The 20878-nt window shown below is 62.2% G+C and carries 10 protein-coding genes; 5 read left to right on the top strand and 5 right to left on the bottom strand.

The features are described from left to right. Window positions 1-11: 11 nt before the first annotated feature. The 3 genes from MA07_RS12055 to MA07_RS12045 all read left to right on the top strand — a co-directional run bounded on the left by MA07_RS12055 (window position 12) and on the right by MA07_RS12045 (window position 7525). On the top strand, window positions 12-842 hold the full coding sequence (locus MA07_RS12055; RefSeq protein WP_036350840.1) for a DUF2189 domain-containing protein: 831 nt from the start codon (window positions 12-14) through the stop codon (window positions 840-842). Between the two features lie 408 nt (window positions 843-1250). Further along, a complete protein-coding gene (locus tag MA07_RS12050) occupies window positions 1251-3227 on the top strand; it encodes an autotransporter assembly complex family protein (RefSeq protein WP_152568843.1) in 1977 nt (658 codons plus the stop codon). After that, the gene (locus MA07_RS12045; RefSeq protein WP_052003107.1) at window positions 3227-7525 is read left to right on the top strand and encodes a translocation/assembly module TamB domain-containing protein; all 4299 of its coding nucleotides are present in this window, start codon (window positions 3227-3229) and stop codon (window positions 7523-7525) included. The genes MA07_RS12050 and MA07_RS12045 overlap by 1 nt, the downstream gene beginning before the upstream one ends. 63 nt (window positions 7526-7588) lie before the next feature. On the opposite strand, the gene MA07_RS12040 is transcribed toward MA07_RS12045, so the two are convergent. Next, window positions 7589-8590: a tripartite tricarboxylate transporter substrate binding protein gene (locus MA07_RS12040; protein ID WP_036350835.1), complete on the bottom strand. Its 1002-nt coding sequence runs from the start codon at window positions 8588-8590 to the stop codon at window positions 7589-7591. Window positions 8591-8865: 275 nt separating this feature from the next. On the opposite strand from MA07_RS12040, the gene MA07_RS12035 reads away from it, so the two are divergent. Then, window positions 8866-14715 carry a HAMP domain-containing protein gene (locus MA07_RS12035; RefSeq protein WP_036350833.1) on the top strand — a complete coding sequence of 1950 codons (5850 nt, stop codon included), beginning with the start codon at window positions 8866-8868 and terminating at the stop codon, window positions 14713-14715. Further along, window positions 14715-16820 (top strand): response regulator, encoded by a 2106-nt coding sequence (locus tag MA07_RS12030; protein WP_152568852.1) that lies wholly within the window; start codon window positions 14715-14717, stop codon window positions 16818-16820. The genes MA07_RS12035 and MA07_RS12030 overlap by 1 nt, the downstream gene beginning before the upstream one ends. A gap of 65 nt (window positions 16821-16885) precedes the next feature. Here the strand turns inward: MA07_RS12030 and MA07_RS12025 are convergent, their stop codons facing one another. The 4 genes from MA07_RS12025 to MA07_RS12010 all read right to left on the bottom strand — a co-directional run bounded on the left by MA07_RS12025 (window position 16886) and on the right by MA07_RS12010 (window position 20722). Further along, entirely contained in the window at window positions 16886-17116 is a 231-nt protein-coding gene (locus tag MA07_RS12025) for a hypothetical protein (RefSeq protein ID WP_036350828.1), read from the bottom strand. A 191-nt stretch (window positions 17117-17307) separates the two neighbouring features. After that, complete coding sequence (locus tag MA07_RS12020) at window positions 17308-18078, bottom strand: SDR family oxidoreductase (RefSeq protein WP_152568842.1); 771 nt, start codon at window positions 18076-18078, stop codon at window positions 17308-17310. A 30-nt stretch (window positions 18079-18108) separates the two neighbouring features. Beyond that, entirely contained in the window at window positions 18109-19485 is a 1377-nt protein-coding gene (locus tag MA07_RS12015; protein ID WP_036350823.1) for an FAD-binding oxidoreductase, read from the bottom strand. Window positions 19486-19522: 37 nt separating this feature from the next. Continuing rightward, entirely contained in the window at window positions 19523-20722 is a 1200-nt protein-coding gene (locus MA07_RS12010) for a mandelate racemase/muconate lactonizing enzyme family protein (RefSeq protein WP_036350822.1), read from the bottom strand. Window positions 20723-20878 lie beyond the last annotated feature (156 nt).

Raw genomic sequence — 20878 nt, 5'->3', positions numbered from 1 at the left:
GAGGAGCGGTTATGGCTCAATTTCACATTGTCGCCGGTGCAAGCGATGTCCCGTCTCATCCGGTCGTCAGGAAGATCACTCCCGCCGATTTGAAGGAGGCGCTGGCGAAGGGGTTCGATGATTTCTGGGCGATGCCCTCCCACCTGGTCTTCATTGGGCTGATCTATCCTGTCATTGGTGCGTGCCTTGCGGCTCTGACGTTCAGCAACAATGCATTGCCGCTGCTCTACCCGCTGGTCTCGGGCTTTGCTCTCGTAGGCCCCTTCGCGGCCATTGGTTTGTATGAGATCAGCAGGCGTCGGGAACTCGGTCTGTCCTCGTCCTGGAGGGATGCTTTCGACGTCCTCAAATCGCCGTCGATCCCCTCGATTGCGGCACTCGGCGTGCTGCTGCTCGTGATCTTCCTCATGTGGCTGACATCGGCGCGCACCCTGTATCAATCCATTTTTGGCTATGAGGTGCCCGCATCCTACTCGCAGTTCGTCAATCAGGTGCTCGCAACCACGGACGGCATGAGACTTGTCATCATCGGCAACATTCTCGGTTTCTGCTTTGCCGTTGCGGTTCTGAGCATCAGCGTCATTTCATTCCCGCTTCTGCTCGATCGGGATGTGGGCGCGGCTGTGGCTGTCTACACATCCGTCAAGGCGGTGGTGATGAACCCGCTTACCATGGCCTTGTGGGGCTTGATCGTCGCGGCAGCGCTCCTCGTCGGATCACTTCCGCTCTTCGTGGGCCTCGCAATCGTCATGCCTGTCCTCGGACATGCGACCTGGCATCTGTACCGCCGGGTGGTCGAGCCGCCCCAAACTGACGAGGCTCATCCTGCCCCTATGGCTTAAACGCCGGAGCCGCCCTCCTGAGGGATGAGGGAGGCGAATTGAAGCTTCTTTGTTTCATGTGAAACAACACCGCCTGCACAGGCGAGCATCGATGCTCGCCTGTGCAGGCGTCGCTTAGATAAATTGTCTGAATAGTGGCAGAACTTCGACAAATTCGAGAGCGCCTACTGCAACATATCTTCACTGTGCAGGGCTGAGGGCAAGCGGTGATACGGATGTTTTCCTTGTTTCCCCCAATGCCGATGCGTTTCATCAACAATTAACTTGAAATCGTCTGGCCGGGGTTTTGCCGCTGGGGAAACTATGGTTAGGTACGCACCTGTCGAACCTCGACAGGTCAGAGCACGGCTCCTGAAGTCAGCGGGACCGTGTTGTGAGATCTAGTAGTAATCCTGCATCAGGGAGAGAGTGCCTCAAGTGCTGCGGCTGAGCACCATTCGAAGGACAGCGTTTCTCTTCCTGGTAGGCGTTCTGTTCAGTGGACTGCCGTCCACCCATGCCGTCGCATTCGATCTCTTCGGATGGTTCGGCGGGAGCGATGATCCGCCTCCTCCCAGCGCGGACGCCCTGCCTTATTCCCTCGATTACACCATCGGCGGTAACACGAAAGGCCTCGAGCAGACGCTGAAGGATGCGTCGACGCTGCAGAGCCTTCAGTCGGATCCCCCGCCGGATGCCGCAGCCCTGGTCGCCCGGGCAGAGGCCGATCTGCCGCGCCTGATCGATGCGCTGTGGGGAGCCGGGTACTATAATGCCCGCGTCACGATCAATGTTGCCGGTGTCCCGCTGGCGCTTCAAGCGGCACGTACCGAGGCCGCAGCACGTGCGGTGGCAGGATATCGTGCACGGGCTCTCGTGCCCGTTCAGATTATCGCGGATCCCGGACCTCAGTTCGCCCTTCGGGATGTTGCCGTACTCGACGCACGCACCGGCCGGTCCTTCCCGCCGGGGGAACTCCCGCCGCGGATCGTGCAGATCAAGCCGGGCGATCCGGCACGCTCTGCCGATATTCTGGCCGCCGAAGCACGCATCGTCGATTACTTCCGCGCCGAGTCCCGGCCCTTCGCCAAGGTCGAGCGGCGCGAACCCGTGGTGTTCCACCCGGCCCAAGCGATGGATGTGAGCCTCGCGGTCAACCCGGGCCCTCGGGCAGGCATCGGCCCAATCGCGATCCAGGGAGCCGAAAACGTCGATCCGGCCGTGGTGCGCTCCTTCATCTACACCGAGCCGGGCGATCCTTACTCGCCGGCTGAACTGGCCTCGATACGCAAGTCGATCTCCCAGATCGAGGCGCTGTCCTCCGTTCGCATCCGTGAAGCGGAGACGCTCGATTCTTACGGAAACCTGCCGCTCTTCGTGGAACTCACCGAGCGTCCGCCGCGCATAATCGGGGCGTCGGCGCAGTATTCGACCACGGACGGACCGGCGCTGAGGGCCTATTGGGCACATCGCAACCTGTTCGGCGGCGCCGAGCGGCTGAGGTTTGAGGGCAATCTCTTCTACCTGACAGAAGATGGGGGGCAGACGGACCCGGACGAGGATTTCGACTGGAGCGATCTCGGTGGCCGTTTCCGTGCAAGCTTCCTGAAGCCCGCCCTCTGGGGCACCCGCAACGACCTGCTGGTGGATGCCCTGGTCGAGCGGGATCGCACGGAAGGCTATACCAGCCGCCTCGTCAACGCGACGGCAGCCATTCGCCACCGCTTCAGCGAGACGTTCTCGATCCAGGGTGGGATCGAATACGAGCGGGGACAGACCTCGGACGTTCTCGGACAGATCGACTACACCCTGGTCGGACTGCCTGTCTCACTCAGCTACGATTCCACCGACAACGCGCTCAACCCCACGGAAGGCATCAGGCTGATCGCCTCTGTGACGCCCTATCCGGAGTTTCTCGGCTCCTCGGTGCCGATCACCATCGCCAGGGGAACGGCGTCGGCCTATTACTCGCTCGACGAGGAGTCCCGCTACGTGCTGGCCGGGCGCCTCGGCCTCGGTTCCATCGTCGGGGCAGATCTCGACGAGATTCCCGCCAACCGGCGGTTCTTCGCCGGCGGCGGCGGCTCCGTGCGCGGCTATACCTACAGGAGCCTGGGGCCGACCTTCCTCGGCGAGCCGATCGGCGGACGGAGCCTGCTGGAGGCATCTCTCGAGGCCCGCATCAAGATCACCGACACGATCGGCATCGTGCCCTTCGTCGATGCGGGCACCGCCTTCGAGCCGAGCTTTCCGGATTTCGACGAGCGCATCCGTGTCGGCGCTGGCCTAGGGCTGCGTTACTACACGGGAATTGGCCCTATCCGCCTGGATGTCGCGATTCCGGTCAATCGGGAACGCGGCGATCCAACCTATGCCATCTATGTCGGAATCGGGCAGGCCTTCTGATGAAAAAGCCAATCCGCTCCCTTGCCCTTCTGACTGCTTTTCTCGCCGTGACGCTGGTTGCCTCCTGGTTCCTCGTCTCGCGTCCGAGCCAGGCGCAGAGCGATCAAGGCGTGCTGGCCAGCCTGATTTCGCGCCTCCTCTCCACGCCAACCACGCGGGTCACCATCGGCAGCATCGAGGGCGCACTGTCCTCCAACGCCGTCATCCGGGACATACGGATCGCCGACCGGGATGGCGTGTGGCTCAGTCTCGACCGCGCCAATCTGGTCTGGAGCCGGACGGCGCTCCTGCGCGGAAGGCTTCAAGTCGACGAACTCACCATCGGCCGTCTCCAGATCCAGCGCCGACCGCTGCCCGCCGAGGAAGATGCCCCGGTTTCCGACGAGCCGATCCTGCCTGAACTGCCGGTCCGGGTGATCGTCGACCGCTTTGCCCTGCAGGAACTGGTGCTCGGCGAGCCGGTTCTGGGTACTGAGGCGCGGCTTTCCGCGGCAGGCTCGGCGCAGATCGGCAATCCTGCGGAAGGTCTCGACCTGACTTTCGCCGCGCAACGCCTCGACGCTCCCGGGCAGCTGTCGATCGATCTCAATTACGTACCGCAGACGAACCGCCTCTCGCTCGACCTCACGCACCAGGAGCCTGCAGGCGGCATCGCCGCCCGGCTTCTGGATCTCCCTGGCCTTCCCCCCGTCGATCTGAAGGTTGCCGGGGAGGGACCGCTGAGCGACTTCGCGGCCCGGCTCGATTTCACCGCCGGGCCGACGATCGGTGCGGCGGGCACCACGACCGTCAGGCGCGTCAATGCCGCCTACGACCTCAACGTGGATCTTGCAGCGCGCATCGAGGGGCTCCTGCCGGCGGCGGCCGCTCCCGTCTTCAGCGGCACCACGCAGCTCGTCGGCAACGTGAACGTCGCCGATGACGGCGGCATCCGCTTCCAGCCGATACAGATCACGTCCAACGTCGCGCGCTTCGACATGAACGGAACGATCAGCCCCGGTCAGGTGCTCGACATCCGGCTCAATGCCCGTGCCCTGCCGACGGACGGGAGCAGGACACGAGCCGGGGAGGCGGAGATCGCCCGGCTCAACTTCGACGGCACCGTGCAGGGGCCGCTGACCGCGCCGCGCATCAACGGCACCCTGGACGCCGCCGAAATCCGGCTGCCGGAGGGCTCCCTGGAAGCGCTGACCGCCCGGGTGACCATGGACCCGGTGCAGGGCGTCTCGCCGCCGGACCGTTTCTCCTTCGCCATCGACGCCAACGCCCGTGGGATCCGCCCCACAGACCAAGCGCTGGCGCGGTCTATCGGGCCGACCCTCACGGTGACGTCGCGCGGTTCTTTCGATCTGGAGGGTGTCGCCAGCGTCGAGACTGCACGCATCGAGACATCGACCGCGCAGGCGAGCTTCAACGGACGGGTGGGATCGACTGTCCTCGATGGCTCGCTGGAGGCCAGCATTCCGGCGCTCGCCCCGTTCTCCGGCATCGCCGGGCGGACCCTGCGCGGATCGGCCAGCCTGACGGCGCGGTTGACCGGCAATCCGCGCCGCTATGACATGGCGGCCGCCATCGACGCGAGGCTGCGGGAGCTGTCGACCGGGACACCGGCCCTTGACGGCCTCCTCGGTCGGTCCGTCACCGCCGCGGGCACGCTGCGCCGCATCCCGAATGGCTTCGCCTTCGAGAATTTCCGTGTCGACGGTGCGCATCTCGATGCGCGTATCGACGGGCGGGCTACGCAATCGGCCGCGGACATGGCCCTCAACATCACCATCGACGCATTGAGGCATGTGGACGAGCGCATCACGGCGGGACGGGCGAATGTTACGGCGCGTCTCACGGGCTCCCTTGAGCGCCCTGATGTGACCGGCACCGCGACGCTCACCGATGTTCGCGCGCTCGGCCGCTCCATTCCACGCCTTGTGCTGGATCTCAACGCTCGCGACGTGACGGGTGCGCTTGATGCCGCTCTCACCCTGGACGGGAGAGTGGACGACAAGCCTGCGGCAGGCTCCTTGCATATTGCAAAGCCGCCGGAGGGCGGCTGGCTGCTCGACCGGCTCGACATCGATATCGGATCGGTTGCCCTGAATGGAAACCTTCGTCTGGGTGACGACCAGCTGGCGCAGGGTGAGATCTCTCTGTCGGGCAGCAATTTCGACGACCTTTCGCCCCTGGTCCTGACGAAGCTCGATGGAGCGCTCGATGCCGTCGTCACACTCACGGCGCGCGGTGGCGGACAGGACATCCAGCTCACCGCCCGAGGCTCGCGCTTTGTGGTGGCAGACGTGACGGTGCGGGACTTCGACACGCGACTGACAGTGGAAGATCTTTATCGTCGCCCGCAAATCGATGGCTCCGTTTCCGCCGCGGCTCTGACCGCCGGTGGTCAGACCTACCGGGATATTCGCTTCGTGGCCGAAGGCACGCCCGAAGCCTCGCGCTTCACGGCCTCGGCCACCGGGCAGGGGTTCAATCTCGATGCGCAGGGCCGCGTCGTGCCGGGCGACGCGATACGGATCGAGCTCGCCTCGTTCAGTGCGCGGCGCGGCGGCAGGCGCCTGGCTTTGGCCCAGCCCGCCACCATCACGCTGCAGGATGGCGCCGTTTCCCTGTCCAATGTCGTGATCGCGGCCGATCAGGGGCGCGTTGCCCTCTCGGGCACCGTCGGCGACAGGCTCGATCTCGACGTCGATATTCGCAACCTGCCGCTTCAGACGGCCGAGATCCTCGTGCCGAATCTCGGCCTCGCCGGCACGGCCAATGGTACTGCTGCCATCACAGGTACAGCGAGCAATCCAAGCGGAACCTATCGTCTTTCCCTGTCCGGTCTTGCAACAGCGCGGACCCGCCAGGCGGGGCTGCCGCCGCTCGGCATCGAAGCCCAGGGTCGGCTGGCCGATCAGCGCGTCGGAGTCGATGCCAGGGTGTCTGCCGGACGCGCCGGCACATTCCAGGTCTCCGGCAGCGTTCCGATCGATGCGGCAGGTGAGCTTGCGCTCAGGGTTTCGGGTCGCGCCGACCTTGCCATCGCCAACACGATCCTGTCGGCCTCTGGCCAGCGGCTTACCGGCGCGGCCAATCTGGATCTTGCCATCGCCGGAACTCTCTCCGACCCTCGAATAGAGGGAAGTGTGACCATCGCTAATGGCAGTTTCTCCGATGCTTTGCAGGGCATCCAGCTGAACGGCATCGCCGGACGGCTTGCCGCGCGCGGTGAGGTGCTCGCCATCGAGAGCCTGACGGCGCAGACGCCGAATGGCGGCTCCCTTGCGGCCCGGGGGCAGGTGACGATCGATCCGGCGGCAGGCTTTCCTGGCGAGATCCGGATCACTGGCAGCCGGGCGCAGCTCGTATCCAACGAAACCGTCGAGGCGAGCGCGGACTTGGACCTGACGCTCTCCGGTCCCCTGGCCAGCCGGCCGCGGGCAGTGGGACGCATCGACATCATCACGATGAATGTCTCCGTGCCCGACCGCCTGCCGACGACCTTGCGGCCGCTGCCAGGAACGAAGCATGTGCGGCCCACGCCGACTGCTGCGGCGCGCCTGGCTCTGGCGCAGCGACGGCAATCCGCCTCCGCCCGGGGCACGCCCTTCAGGGCTGAGCTCGATCTGACGCTGACGGCACAGAACCGCATCTTCGTGCGGGGAAGAGGGATCAACGCGGAACTCGGCGGCGACCTGAGACTGCAGGGGACAACGCAGAATCCTGTTGCCATCGGCGCCTTCGAACTGCGCCGCGGACGCTTCGATCTTCTGGGTCAAAGGATCGACTTCGTGCGCGGCCGCCTGGACTTCACCGGCGACCTCACGCCATCGCTCGATTTCCTGGCCGAGACGCAGGCCGGGGACGTGACGGCACGCATCGCCGTGACCGGGCCGGCCTCAAGTCCGGAATTTGCGTTCAGCTCCAGCCCCGACCTGCCTCAGGACGAGGTGCTGTCCCGCATCCTGTTCCAGAGGCCCTCCGGCGGTCTCTCCGCAGGCCAGGCCCTGCAACTTGCGCAGGCCGTGGCACAGCTCTCCGGCGGCTCCGGCAACGATGCGTTCGAGCGCCTGCGCCGATCTCTGGGCGTCGACAGTCTCGACATCACGGTTGGCGCAGGCGGGCCAGGGGTCGGTGTCTCGCGCTATATCAGCGACAATGTGCGTGTGGGCGTGAGAGCCGGCGCACGGCCTGAGGAAAGCGGCGTCACGGTGGATATCGACCTGACGCGGCGCCTCAAGGCTCAGGGCGAGGTGAACGCCGAAGGCGGCACCTCCGTCGGGCTCGGGTTCGAGTGGGAATATTGACGCTATCGGGATGGCACTAAGCTGGTGGGAGCTGCCGGAGGGCAGCTCCCACCCCTCGTTCCGTTAGTCGACCTTCGCGCCCGACGCTTTGACGACCTTCGCCCATTTCTCGTGCTCGGCCCTGACATAGGCCATGAGTTCGTCCGGGGTCATGGGCTGGATCTCGCCGCCGAGATCGGCAAAGCGCTTCTGCAGCTCCGGTGTCTCCAAAGCCTTGCGGACTTCCTGGTTCAGCTTGGTGGTGATCTCCGGAGGCGTGCCCTTGGGGGCAAACAGCGCGAACCAGCTCGTCGCTTCGAATCCAGGAAGGCCAGCCTCCGCGAGCGTTGGCTTGTCGGGAACGGCCGGGGAGCGCTTGGACGAGGTGACCGCCAGGGCCCGCAGGCTTCCGCCGCGCACGTGCTCGATCGAGGAGGGGAGATTGTCGAACATCACGTCCACCTGTCCGCCGATCAGGTCGTTCACCGCCGGTCCGCTGCCGCGATAGGGCACGTGAGGCATCTCGACGCCCGTCATCTGCTTGAACAGTTCGCCGGAGAGATGGATCGATGTGCCGTTGCCGGACGAGGCCATGGTGAACTTGCCCGGAGTCGCCTTCGCCTCTGCGATGAATTCCTGCACGGTAGTGGCGTTCACCTTCGTGGGGCTCACCACCATCAGGTTCGGCACGCCGGCCACATAGGCAACGGGTGCGAAATCGGTGAGCGCGTCATAAGGCATCTTGGCATAGAGGCTCGGATTGATGGCATGGGTCCCGACCGTGCCCATGACCAGGGTGTAGCCGTCAGGCTGCGCTTTCGCGACTGCATCCGTCCCGATGTTGCCGCCAGCGCCACCGCGGTTCTCGATGACGAATTGCTGCCCAAGGGATTGGGAAAGCTTTTCTCCTACGAGTCGGGCGAAGATGTCCGTGGTGCCGCCCGGTGTGAACGGTACGATGACGCGAACCGGCCGCGTTGGATATGTTGCCGGCTGGGCAAGCGTGGCCCCGGAGACGAGGCAGGCCCCGGCTCCGATCAGGAGGCCAAGCATGCGCCGGCGGGAAGAGCAGGAAGAGAGTGACATGGCGGCTCCCTAAGAGTTAGTGTTAGTGATGGCGCCGGTATCCTGGAACGGCAGCCCCCATGTGAGCGCAACGCAGGGGCCGGGGCAATGGCCTTGAGCGTGGTCTTGCAGCTCCAAAGCGCCTGAAAAATTTTCGGAATTTCGGGAACCCCTGTCCCTTGAAAAGCGTTAAGCAGGGTCGAATTCCATCCAACGACGAACAAAGTAGCTTTTGGAACGTCGGCATATGGGGATCCAGGCGTGGGTAGGCCTGGAACAGCGTAACAGGGGGCCTTATGTCACAAGTCGAAACCGCCATTTCGCAGCTTGATCCCAAGCTGCTGCTCAAAACCCTGCGCGCATTCCGGAGAGGCGACTTCTCCGCGCGCCTGCCTTCCGATTTGACCGGCATCGACGGCGAAATTGCCGAGGCCTTCAACGACATTGCCGACCTGAACAAGGGTCTCGCCCAGGAGCTGGACCGGGTTGCCAAGGTGGTCGGCAAGGAAGGGCGGATCGGCGAGCGCGGGCGTCTTTCGGCTGCAACCGGCTGCTGGAGCGAGTGCATCGACTCGGTCAATTCCATGATTGGCGATCTCGTCCAGCCGACGACCGAAGTGGCCCGCGTGATCGGCGCTGTGGCCAAAGGCGACCTCAGCCAAAGCATGCAGCTCGAGATCGAGGGCCGCCCCCTGCGCGGCGAGTTCCTGCGCATCGGCAAGGTGGTCAACACCATGGTGGGCCAGCTGAGCTCGTTCGCGTCCGAAGTGACCCGCGTGGCCAAGGAAGTGGGCACCGAAGGCAAGCTCGGCGGACAAGCCCAGGTGAAGGGCGTCGCCGGCACCTGGAAGGACCTGACCGACAACGTGAACATGATGGCCGCGAACCTCACCGGCCAGGTGCGTAACATCGCTGAAGTGACGACCGCGGTTGCGAACGGTAATCTGTCGAAAAAGATCACCGTCGATGTCAAAGGCGAGATGCTGGAGCTGAAGAACACCATCAACACCATGGTGGACCAGCTGAACTCGTTCGCCTCCGAAGTGACCCGCGTGGCGAAAGAAGTGGGCACCGAAGGCAAGCTGGGAGGCCAGGCGCAGGTGAAGGGTGTCGGCGGTACCTGGAAGGATCTGACCGACAACGTGAACATGATGGCGGCGAACCTCACCGGTCAGGTGCGCGGCATCGCCGAGGTCGTGACCGCCGTTGCCGTGGGCAACCTCACGCGGAAGCTAACCGTGGACGCCAAGGGTGAGATTGCCGCTCTGGCGGACACCATCAACGGCATGATCGATACGCTGGCCACCTTCGCCGATCAGGTGACGAACGTGGCGCGCGAGGTGGGTATCGAAGGCAAGCTCGGCGGGCAGGCCCTGGTGCCCGGCGCCGCCGGCCTGTGGCGCGATCTCACCGACAACGTGAACATGATGGCCGCCAACCTCACCGGCCAGGTGCGTAACATCGCCGACGTGACGACCGCAGTGGCCAATGGTGACCTCTCGAAGAAGATCACCGTCGACGTCAAGGGTGAGATGCTGGAGCTGAAGAACACCATCAACACCATGGTGGACCAGCTCAACTCCTTCGCGTCCGAGGTGACCCGCGTGGCTCGCGAAGTGGGCACGGAAGGCAAGCTGGGAGGCCAGGCGCAGGTGAAGGGTGTCGGCGGCACCTGGAAGGACCTCACCGACAATGTGAATATGATGGCCGCCAACCTCACCGGCCAGGTGCGTAACATCGCCGACGTGACCACGGCAGTGGCGAATGGCGACCTGTCGAAGAAAATCACCGTCGACGTGCGCGGCGAGCTCTTGGAGCTGAAGAACACCATCAACACCATGGTGGACCAGCTGAACTCGTTCGCCTCGGAAGTGACGCGTGTTGCGAAAGAGGTCGGCACGGAAGGCAAGCTCGGCGGCCAAGCCCGAGTGGAGGGCGTCGGCGGTGTCTGGAAAGGCCTCACCGACAACGTGAACATGATGGCGGCCAACCTCACCGGCCAGGTGCGTAACATCGCGGATGTCACCACCGCGGTGGCCAACGGCGACCTGTCGAAGAAGATCACCGTCGACGTGCGCGGTGAGCTTCTTGAGTTGAAGAACACCATCAACACCATGGTGGACCAGTTGAACTCGTTCGCCTCGGAAGTGACCCGCGTGGCGAAAGAGGTGGGCTCCGAGGGGAAGCTCGGCGGCCAGGCGCAGGTGAAGGGCGTCGGCGGCGTCTGGAAAGGCCTGACCGACAACGTGAACCTCATGGCGGCGAACCTCACCGGTCAGGTGCGCGGCATCGCCGAAGTCGTGACTGCCGTCGCGACGGGCGACCTGTCGAAGAAGATCACTGTCGTGGTCGAAGGCGAAATGCTGGAGCTGAAGTCGACCATCAACACCATGGTGGACCAGCTGAACTCGTTTGCTTCCGAGGTGACCCGCGTGGCCCGCGAGGTGGGTTCCGAGGGTAAACTCGGCGGTCAGGCGCAGGTGAAAGGCGTCGCCGGCACCTGGAAGGACCTCACCGACAACGTCAACATGATGGCCGCGAACCTCACCGGCCAGGTGCGTAATATCGCGGACGTAACGACGGCGGTCGCAAACGGCGACCTGTCGAAGAAGATCACGGTGGACGTCAAGGGCGAGATGCTGGAGCTGAAGAACACCATCAACACCATGGTGGACCAGCTGAACTCGTTCGCGTCCGAGGTGACCCGCGTGGCCCGCGAGGTGGGCACGGAAGGAAAACTCGGTGGACAGGCGCAAGTCCGTGGTGTCGGCGGCACCTGGAAGGACCTCACCGATAACGTCAACATGATGGCGGCCAACCTGACAGGTCAGGTGCGAAACATCGCGGATGTCACCACCGCGGTGGCGAACGGCAATCTGTCGAAGAAGATCACCGTCGATGTCAAAGGCGAGATGCTGGAGCTGAAGAACACCATCAACACCATGGTGGACCAGCTCAACTCCTTCGCCTCGGAAGTCACCCGCGTGGCGAAAGAGGTGGGCACCGAAGGCAAGCTCGGCGGCCAAGCCCGAGTGGAAGGCGTATCGGGCCTCTGGCGCGATCTCACCGACAACGTGAACCAGCTTGCCGCCAACCTGACCAACCAGGTGCGAGCCATCGCGGAAGTCGCCACGGCGGTGACGCGCGGTGACCTGACCCGGTCGATCACCGCGGAAGCCCTGGGCGAGCTTGCAGCGCTCAAGGACAACATCAACGAGATGATCCGCAACTTGCGCGATACGACGCTCAAGAATGCGGAGCAGGATTGGCTGAAGACCAACCTCGCCAAGTTCACCCGCATGCTGCAGGGCGAGCGCGATCTCGCCACCGTGTCGAACATGATCCTTTCGGAGATTGCCCCGCTGGTGAACGCTCAGCAGGGTGTCTTCTACACAGTCGAGAATCGTGGCGATGAGCCGACCCTGGAGCTCGTTGCTTCCTATGCCTTCACTGAGCGGAAGCACCTTGGAAACCGCTTCCGCCTGCGGGAGGGTCTCGTCGGACAGGTGGCTTACGAGAAGAAGCGCATTCTCCTCACCAACGCACCGAACGACTACATCAAGATCGGTTCGGCTCTTGGCGAGGCCGCGCCGCTCAACATCATCGTCCTGCCGGTTCTGTTCGAGCAGGAGGTCAAGGCGGTGATCGAGCTCGCCTCCTTCAACCGCTTTTCTGAGACCCATCAGTCCTTCCTGGACCAGCTGACGGAGTCGATCGGTATCGTTCTCAATACGATCGCGGCGAACATGCGGACGGAAGGCCTCCTAAAGCAGTCCCAGCTTCTGACCACCGAGCTGCAGAGCCAGCAGGAGGAGTTGCGGAACACCAACGATCGTCTGGAGCAACAGGCAGCCACGCTGCGCCAGTCCGAGGAGCTTCTGCGGCAGCAGCAGGACGTGCTCCAGAAGACCAACGAGGAGCTCGAGGACAAGGCTCGCCTGCTTGAGATTCAGAAGCGGGAAGTGGAGACAAAGAACCAGGAAGTCTCCATCGCCAAGACTGCCCTTGAGGAGAAGGCCGAGCAGCTCTCCCTGACCTCGCGCTACAAGTCGCAGTTCCTGGCCAATATGAGCCATGAACTGAGGACGCCCCTCAACTCGCTTCTCATCCTCTCGAAGCTTCTGACCGAGAATTCCGAAGGCAATCTCACCGACAAGCAGAAGGAGTTCGCAAAAACGATCCACGCTGCCGGCTCCGATCTCCTGTCGCTCATCAACGACATTCTGGATCTGTCCAAGATCGAATCCGGAACGGTCAGCCTCGAGGTCTCCAACGTCGCGTTCAAGGATCTCGTCGAGAACATGGATCGGACCTTCCGTCAGGTGGCGGAGGAGAGAAAACTCAACTTCCAGGTTGAGGTTGATCCGAAGCTCCCGCTGGCCATCAGAACGGATTCGAAGCGCCTGCAGCAGGTGCTGCGCAACCTTCTCTCGAATGCCTTCAAATTCACGGAACGTGGAGGCGTGACGCTTCAGATCGGATCCGCCGAAGGTTCGCCGCTGCGGGCTGGAAGCCAATGGATCGCCATGTCCGTCACGGATACCGGCATTGGCATCCCGGAGGAAAAGCAGCGGATCATCTTCGAAGCCTTCCAGCAGGCGGACGGGACCACGAGCCGCAAGTATGGTGGAACCGGTCTCGGCCTGTCGATCAGCCGCGAGATCGCGCGGCTTCTCGGCGGCGAGATCGTGGTGTCGAGCACACCGGGGAGCGGGTCCACCTTCACGCTCTTCGTGCCCGTGGAGCCCCCTTCAAGCCATGGTACGCTCAGCACGGCATCCGCAGCGCGAGCGATTGGCGACGGAGCGGGGTCCTACGCGCCTTCAGAGGATGCATCCGGAGCGATGATCCGGCAGCCTTCAGCCGCGATGGCGCTCTCAGCGTCCCTCGATGATCGCCATGCGATCACCATAGGGGACCGCATCGTGCTCATCATTGAGGATGATGCGATGTTCGCCTCAGTGCTGTTGGAGCTCGCGCGGGAGGAGGGCTTCAAGGGGCTTATCGCCATGGACGGCGCTTCGGCGCTTGCCTTGGCCCATCGCTACAAGCCGCATGCGATCACCCTCGACATCGGCTTGCCCGACATGGACGGGTGGGCGCTCCTCGATCTGTTGAAGCATGACCCGAGGACGAGGCATGTTCCCATCCATGTGATCTCGGTCGACGATCAGAAGAAGCGCGGCCTCAAGGCCGGCGCCTTCGGTTTTCTCGAGAAGCCTGTCGACCGCGAGGCTCTCATGGGAGCACTCAACCGCACGAAGGAGTTCATCGATCGACCGGTGAAGAAGCTTCTCCTCGTCGAGGACGATGACAATCAGCGCATGAGCTTGTCTGAGCTCATGAAGAACGAGCAGGTCGACGTCACCGCCGTGGGAACGGCCGAAGGCGCTCTGGAGGTCATCCAGGTGCGACCCTTCGATTGTGCCATCGTGGACCTCGGCCTGCCGGATCTGCCCGGTGCCGAACTGATCGAGCGTATTCGCAAGACGCAGGGCGGCGAGGAACTGCCGATCGTCATCTACACCGGCCAGGACCTCACCAGGGATGAGGAGCGTCGATTGCAGAACATCGCCGCGACGATCGTGGTCAAAGGCGAGGGCTCGTCCGAGCGGCTTCTCAACGACACGGCGTTGTTCCTCCATCGGGCGATCAGCGCCATTCCCGAGGAGAAGCACATCATCGTCGAACATCGCGCCGATGGATCGCTCGACGGCCGCAAGGTGCTCATCATCGATGATGACATGCGCAACATCTTCTCGCTGACGAGCGCGCTTGAGCAACATGGGCTGTCCGTCATCTTCGCGGAGAACGGCCTGGAAGGCATCGAGAAGCTTCAGGCCAATCCGGATATCGATGTTGCTTTGGTCGACATCATGATGCCGGAAATGGATGGCTACGAAACCATGCGGGAGATCCGTAACATCCCGCAATACCGTGATCTTCCGCTGGTCGCCGTGACCGCCAAGGCGATGAAGGGCGATCGTGAGAAGTGTCTCGAATCGGGCGCGACGGATTATGTGTCGAAGCCTGTGGATATCGATCAGCTTCTTGCCGTCCTGCGCGTTCAACTCAGCCGGAGCACCTATATCCCTGAAGGGAAGACTGCTCCCAATGGCGCGGCAGGGGTCGGGTTGAACTCATGATGGAAGACGCTGGGCGGGTAGATGCGGGTTCGGGGGCGGATGAGTTTCATCTGGTCTCGGCCCGCCCCTTGGCGGATCCCATCCTGGCCAAGATCCTGGTGGTCGATGACGACCCCAGGAATCTGATCGCCGTGGAAGAGGTGTTGCGGTCTCCCGGTGTGGAGATCGTCACCGCCGACTCGGGCGAATCCGCCTTGCGTCATGTTCTGCAGGACGATTTCGCGGCCATCCTTCTCGATGTGCAGATGCCTCGCATGGATGGCTATGAGGTTGCCAGTCTGATCCGAAACAGGCCCCGCTCATCGCGGGTGCCGATCCTGTTCCTGACCGCCTTCAACAAAGACGACATGCACGTCTTCAAGGGGTATTCGGCAGGTGCGGTCGACTACGTCTTCAAGCCCATCGAGCCTCTGATCCTCAAGTCGAAGGTGGATATCTTCGTCGATCTCTATCGCAAGACGGAGGAGATCCGCCGTCAGGCTGAGCAGGAGCGGCATCTGCTCATGGACAACCTGCGGGTCCGCAGCGAGAAGCTGAAGGCCGAGCAGGCCCTGCGGCGGCGCGAGGAGCATCAGGGCATCGTTCTGCAATCGCTGCCGATTGCGCTCTACACGGCTTCCGTGCAGGAAGACCACCGGCAGCTTCATTTCACCAATGAAAGCATCGAGCGGATCACCGGCTTCGGGCCTGGGGCCTTCCTCGAACGGTCGGATTTCTGGTCGTCCCGGATCAACGACGAGGATCGGGACAGAGTTCTGAACGAACTCAAGCACCTGGAGGAGGAAGGGGCCGTCAGCCTCGAATATCGCTGGCTCTGCGCGGACAGCGTCGAGCGATACTTTCTCGATCAGACGGTTCTCATGCGTGACGACGAAGGCCGCCCCCGCGAGTTCTTCGGGATGTGGTTCGACATCACCGAACGCAAGCAGATGGAGCAGAACCTGCTCCATGCCAGCAAGCTCGAAGCCGTCGGCCGCCTCACGGGCGGCATCGCTCACGACTTCAACAACATGCTGAGCGTCGTTATCGGAAATCTCGACCTTCTCAAGAAATCCATTCAGGGGAATGAGAAGGCGGAGCGGCGGGTTCGAATGGCCATGGAGAGTGCGCAGCACTGCGCAGACCTCACCTACCGGCTCCTGACATTCTCCCGTCGTCAGGCGCTGCAGGTGTCGACGATCGACGTGATGAGTCTCATGCCGAGCCTCCTGGAGCTTATGCGCAGGACACTCGGCGAGAATATTAACGCCAGCGTTCGCGCGGATGGAAACATCTGGCCCATTCAGGTCGATCGCGCTCAATTCGAAGCGGCTCTGCTGAACCTTGCCGTGAATGCCCGCGACGCCATGCCGGACGGCGGCGATCTGACAATCACCGTCGCAAACCAAGTGGTTGAAGAAGGAAAGCCTGTTCCGAGCGGAAACTATGTGGAGATTGCCGTTCAGGACACGGGTGTCGGTATGCCGCCTGAAGTGCTTGCCAAAGTTTTCGAGCCATTCTTCACGACAAAGGAAAGCGGTAAGGGCACGGGTCTCGGCCTCAGCATGGTCTATGGGTTCGTTCAGCAGTGTCATGGCCGGGTGGAAGTGGAAAGTGCGCAGAACGAGGGAACGACAATCCGCATCTTCCTGCCACGGTCACATGAGGTCGCCGAGGATACGTCCCACAATCACGCAGGCGTTGCCACGCCTTTCGGAGAGGGGCGGACCGTCCTGGTGGTCGAGGACAACCCTGCCGTCCGTCAGGTCGCCACATCGACGCTTAGCTCGCTCGGCTTCATCGTCCATGAGGCCGAGAGCGGTGATGAGGCTGCCCGGATCCTGAAGAAGAAGAGAGATATCTCTCTCGTGCTCTCCGATGTCCGGATGCCGGGAGAGCTGAGTGGTGTTGATCTTGCACGTCTCATCCAACAAGAGCACCCGGAGATTCAAGTTCTCCTGACAACCGGCTACTTCGATAGCGAAGAGACGCTCAACGATCTCCATCTCCTCTATAAGCCATATCGCGCAACGGACTTGGCCGAGAAGATCCAGGATTTGATGAAGCCGCCGGAGACTGTTGAGCTGGAGAATGTCGCTTCGCGGGCAAAGGCTGCTGTGGCGTGACCTTTCACGTGCCTCGTTGATGACGCCTACCCGATCTCACCGCGGCATCTGATGTCGACAGGCTGTTACGCGGTCGCGGTGAGTGTATCCCTATCGCCTTGCCATGCGGTGTAGAAGTCGCCTGTGCGATCGAGAACGAACACCGTCGGGCAGTTGGACACGGCCGACCAGCATGCCGACTCGACGGCGAATTTCAGAGCCTTGGCGCGAAAATAGAACGATCCCAGATCTCTCCCGAAATGGGAGACCGTCCAGCGATTATGCTTGAACACAACGCAATACGCTCCGTGGGCCATCAGGATCCTCCCAAGTAGCTTGTGTGGCAAATCACAGGGTCGTTGCTAATCATCCTGCCATGAGAATGCAACCTCTCCCGGCTGCTCATCTATAGACGAAACGTTAATGGCGAGTTTCGTCTGCTGGTGCTGAGCGCCGGAATTGGGAAGCTATTCCAAACGATGAGCGAGGTTACTATATGTGATAGGCCTCAGAGCGAGGCCGTTACTCCTCCATCAACATAGATGATCTGTCCGTTGACGAAGTTCGAGGCATCCGAGGCGAGGAAGATTGCGGCTCCGACGAGGTCCTCAACTTCACCCCAGCGACGCGAAGGCGTGCGGCCGATCAGCCAGTCGGAAAAAGCCCTGTCCTCCACGAGTGCCCGGTTTAGCTCTGTCTTGAAATAGCCTGGGCCGATGCCGTTGACCTGAAGTCCGTGCTTTCCCCAATCGATAGCCATGCCTTTGGTGAGCATCTTCACCGCGCCCTTCGTGGCTGTATAGGGCGCAATGGAAGGGCGCCCGAGTTCGCTCTGGACCGAGCAGATATTGATGATCTTGCCTCGCCCGCGCGGGATCATGCATTTTGCAACGGCCTGTCCAACATGGAAGACGCTGTCGACATTCGTCTTCATCAACGCATGCCAGGCATCTTCCGGATAATCTTCGAGAGGAGCGCGAAATTGCATGCCGGCATTGTTGATCAGGATACCGATGGGGCCGATCTCGCTTTCGATCCGCCCGATGGCAGCCCTGACGGCATTGCTGTCGGTGACATCGAAGGCCATCTCATGGACCGGCAGACCTTCCTGGCGCAGCCGTTCGGCAGCCGTTGCAAGCTTCCCAGGCTCGCGCCCGTTGAGAATAACCTTAGCTCCCGCTCCTCCCAATCCACGGGCAAGGGCAAAGCCGATCCCCGCGCTTGATCCTGTCACCAGAGCAACACGCCCGGAGAGATCGAACAGGCTTGCAGCGTTCATCGTCATTCGCCTTGGAACAGCCGGCCGCACTTAAAGCACACGGCCAGGATTGAGAATGCCGGCCGGGTCGAGGGTTTGCTTCATCTTGATCATCAGGGCGAGCTCAGGTTCTGACCGGCTGAAGGGAAGGTAAGGCCGTTTGATGCGGCCGATTCCATGCTCGGCCGACACCGAGCCGCCGAGCCGTGAGACGAGATCATAAACGAGGCCTTGAACACCCTTCTTGGTCTCTTCCGCCATATCCCGGATGGCTACATTGATATGGATGTTGCTGTCCGCAACGTGCCCGAACACAACCCAGATGGCTTCCGGCCAATGCCTGGGCATCTCCTCGCGCAAGTGTGCGACCGCTTCCGTCATCCGGTCGAGCGGGACACTGACGTCGAAGCGGATCTCCTCGGGCAGAAAGCGCCCATACTCATAGGGCGTTTCCCTGTAGGCCCAGAACCGGTTCCTGTCGGCGCGGGATTGCGCCACCAGAGCGTCCTTGATCAGGCCCTGCTCGTAGAGTTCGCTCAGGACAAGAGAGAACGCTTCCGTTCCCGCCGGGTCCTCTCCCATATCCGCTTCGATCAGGAGCGTGATGTCATGCTCGGCTTCAAAGGCGTTCGGAAGGCCGCAGATCTGAGTGGCGACGGTCATGAACTCCCGCCACATGGCCTCGAACACGAGCAGGCGTCCCGGATGCGCCTGCTGGAACTGACGCAGCACGAGCAGGCCATCCTCAAAGCTCTCGACAGCGCAGAGGGCGGTCTGAACACCTTGAGGCTTTGGATGCAATCCAATCACAACCCGCGTGATGATGCCGAGAGTTCCTTCGCTCCCGATGAACAGCTGCGTCCAGTCATAGCCGGCGTTGTTCTTCAGCATCTTGTTCAGGGACCGGACGACGGTGCTGTCGGCGAGAACCACCTCCAGGCCGAGGATGTTGCGGCGGGCCATGCCGTAGCGCAGCACCTGATTGCCGCCGGCATTGGTGGCGGCATTGCCGCCGATGGTGCAACTGCCCCGTGCGCCGAGATCGATCCCGCACAGATAGCCAGCTTCATCGGCGGCCTGCTGCACAGACGCGAGCGGCGTGCCGGCGAGAGCCGTGAGCGTCGCGCTGGCTGCATCGATTTCTTCGATACCGCTCATGCGTTCCAACGAGAGGGCAATTTCTCCCACCTGAGGGTGCGCGCCGCCTGCCAATCCTGTCAGTCCGCCCTGGACGACGACAGGATGCCCATGCTCGTGACAGATCCGCAGAGCTGTGGCGACTTCCTCCGTCGTCTGCGGAAGGATCAAGGCCTTGGGAGGCATGGGCGGGAGGCCGCTGGCATCGGCATGATTGCGCAGAGGGATATCGGGTCCGGTCCTGACCTGAGATCCAAGGGCGGCTCTCAGGGCACCTATCAAATCGCTCATAATATTCCGTGTCTTCAAATGGTCGTACAGATCTTGGCTATGAGCGCTCGGATGTTCTGACGATTGCATCCGGCCGATTGCAGAGATCCGGCAGCAACTCCAGCCCGAGGCCCGGCTTCATATTGACCGTGACCTCTCCGTTGGTGACCGTGGGCAATTCTGTCACCAACTCGGTATACCACCCGATGTAGAATGCCCGGACACTTTCCTGGATCAGCGCATTCCGTGCATGCAGGGAGAAGTGGCAGGAGGCTGCGTACACCACCGGCCCTGTGCAGTCATGGGGCGCGACGGGCACATGCCAGGCCTCGGCGAGGGCTGCTATCTTGCGAGCCTCGGTGAGGCCGCCGCACCAGGACAGATCGAGCATGACGACGCCGGCGGCGCCGGTTTCGAGATATTCCCGGAAGGCGTGCGTGTAGGAAAGGGTTTCGGATGCGCAAACCCATGCCTTGGAGTGTCGGGCATATTCCTTGAGGTCGCCGATATTGTCGAGGCGGAATGGATCCTCGTGCCAGTAGGTGTCGAATTCGGTGAGAGCCGCGGCAAGCTTCTTGGCCATCGGCAGGCTCCATAGGGAGTGGAACTCGACCATGATGTCCATCTTGTCGCCGACAGCCTTCCGAATCTTAGCAAACGGCTCAAGGGCCGTCTTTAGTTCTGCAGGAGATATGTCGTAGCCGTGGCTGCGCTCCGCCGCCATATCGAACGGCCAGATCTTCATGCCTGTGATGCCCTGTTCCAGCAACGAATGGGCCAGATCATCAGCCCTGTGCAGGAATGCCTCCAGATCCTCGTATGCTCCCTCGGCACTGCCGACGCCCCAGTTCGCAACCTTCTGCGCGCGGCTGTCGCGGATATACCGGTAACCAGCGCAGGTGTTGTAGACCCGGATCCGGTCCCGTGAGCGCCCTCCCAGCATATCGCAGATGGGCCTGCCATGCGCCTTGCCGAACAGGTCCCACAGGGCAATGTCGACAGCTGAGTTGCCCCGTGTCTCCACCCCGGCCGATCTCCAGCCGAGATAGTTCTGAAGATCGCGGTTGATGGCCTCGATCTGGAGAGGATCGCGCCCGATCAGCTTGGCTGCGACCGTCTCGTGGATGTAGGCCTCCACGGCAGCGGCACCCATGAAGGTTTCGCCTAGACCAATAAGGCCGTCATCGGTGTGAAGCCGAACCCAGATGATGTTCGCAAATTTCTGGAGGCGAACTGTCTCGACGCGGGTGATCTTCATTGAGGTCTCGTCATGGCTATGACTCATCTGGGCACGAAAGACGACAGAGAACAACAGCTACAGTGAGCGAACTGGATCCTGACGAAGCGGCTGCAATATCCACTGGAATGAGCTCGCAGGATGGTATTCATAAGTATAATTCGTAACAATAGAACA

Source organism: Microvirga sp. BSC39 (assembly GCF_000739015.1).
In the GTDB taxonomy this organism is placed as follows: Bacteria; Pseudomonadota; Alphaproteobacteria; order Rhizobiales; family Beijerinckiaceae; genus Microvirga.
Note: the sequence above shows the minus strand (reverse complement) of the source record. Positions and strands in the feature narration are given on the sequence as shown.